Here is a 1716-nt window from a genome sequence, read left to right on the forward strand (position 1 = left end):
AGTGTGAGCTCGCTGAGCACGTCGGCCTCGACGGGTCTGTCCACGGCCACCAGCGCGATCACGTCACTGTCTACGTCGGCTTCGACCGGCTTGAGCGCGACCAATAGCAGCGTGAGCTCGTTGAGCACGTCGGCCTCGACTGGAATTAGTACGTCTCGCGTGGCCGAAGCGTCGCTGTCCACGGGGTTGAGCTCGACTAATAGCAGTGTGAGTTCGTTGAGCACGTCGGCCTCGACTGGGCTGTCGACGGCCAACAGCGCGATCACGTCGCTGTCGACGTCGGCTTCGACCGGCATCGGTTCGCTGTCCACCGGACTGAGCACGACCAATAGCAGTGTGAGTTCGCTGAGCACGTCGGCTTCGACGGGTCTGTCCACGGCTAACAGCGCGATCACGTCGCTGTCGACGTCAGCCTCGACCGGCATCGGTTCGCTGTCCACCGGACTGAGCGCGACCAATAGCAGCGTGAGCTCGCTGAGTACGTCGGCCTCGACTGGAATCAGTACGTCTCGCGTGGCCGAAGCGTCGCTGTCCACGGGGTTGAGCTCGACTAATAGCAGTGTGAGCTCGCTGAGCACGTCGGCCTCGACGGGTCTGTCGACGGCCAACAGCGCGATCACATCGCTGTCGACGTCGGCCTCGACCGGCTTGAGCACGACCAATAGCAGCATGAGCTCGCTGAGCACGTCGACTTCGACGGGTCTGTCAACGGCCAACAGCTCGATCACGTCACTGTCGACGTCGGCTTCGACGGGCTTGAGCACGACCAATAGCAGCGTGAGTTCGCTGAGCACGTCGGCCTCGACAGGCCTGTCCACGGCCAACAGCTCGATCACGTCGCTGTCGACGTCGGCTTCGACCGGCTTGAGCACGACCAATAGCAGCGTGAGCTCGTTGAGCACGTCGGCTTCGACGGGTCTGTCAACGGCTAACAGCGCGATCACGTCGCTGTCGACGTCAGCCTCGACCGGCATCGGTTCGCTGTCCACCGGACTGAGCGCGACCAATAGCAGTGTGAGCTCGCTGAGCACGTCGGCCTCGACGGGTCTGTCCACGGCCACCAGCGCGATCACGTCACTGTCTACGTCGGCTTCGACCGGCTTGAGCGCGACCAATAGCAGCGTAAGCTCGTTGAGCACGTCGGCCTCGACAGGTCTGTCCACGGCCACCAGCGCGATCACATCGCTGTCGACGTCGGCCTCGACCGGCTTGAGCACGACCAATAGCAGTGTGAGTTCGCTGAGCACGTCGGCCTCGACCGGCATCGGTTCGCTGTCCACCGGACTGAGCGCGACCAATAGCAGCGTGAGCTCGCTGAGCACGTCGGCCTCGACGGGCCTGTCCACGGCCAACAGCGCGATCACGTCGCTGTCGACGTCGGCCTCGACAGGCCTGTCCACGGCTAACAGCGCGATCACATCGCTGTCCACGTCAGCCTCGACCGGCATCGGTTCGCTGTCCACCGGACTGAGCGCGACCAATAGCAGTGTGAGTTCGTTGAGCACGTCGGCCTCGACTGGGCTGTCGACGGCCAACAGCGCGATCACGTCGCTGTCGACGTCGGCTTCGACCGGCATCGGTTCGCTGTCCACCGGACTGAGCGCGACCAATAGCAGCGTGAGCTCGCTGAGTACGTCGGCCTCGACTGGAATCAGTACGTCTCGCGTGGCCGAAGCGTCGCTGTCCACGGGGTTGAGCTCGACTAATAGCAGTGTG

The 1716-nt window shown here is 63.6% G+C and carries 1 protein-coding gene; it reads right to left on the minus strand.

Annotation, left to right across the window (positions count from 1 at the left end; all coding sequences use genetic code 11):
• Positions 1-1688 (minus strand): hypothetical protein (locus AC0KUR_RS37830; RefSeq protein WP_473377382.1); only part of this gene is annotated, 1688 nt, incomplete at its 3' end.
• Between the last annotated feature and the right edge of the window lie 28 nt (positions 1689-1716).

It is taken from the genome of Burkholderia sp. YHN3-13, from assembly GCF_055810675.1.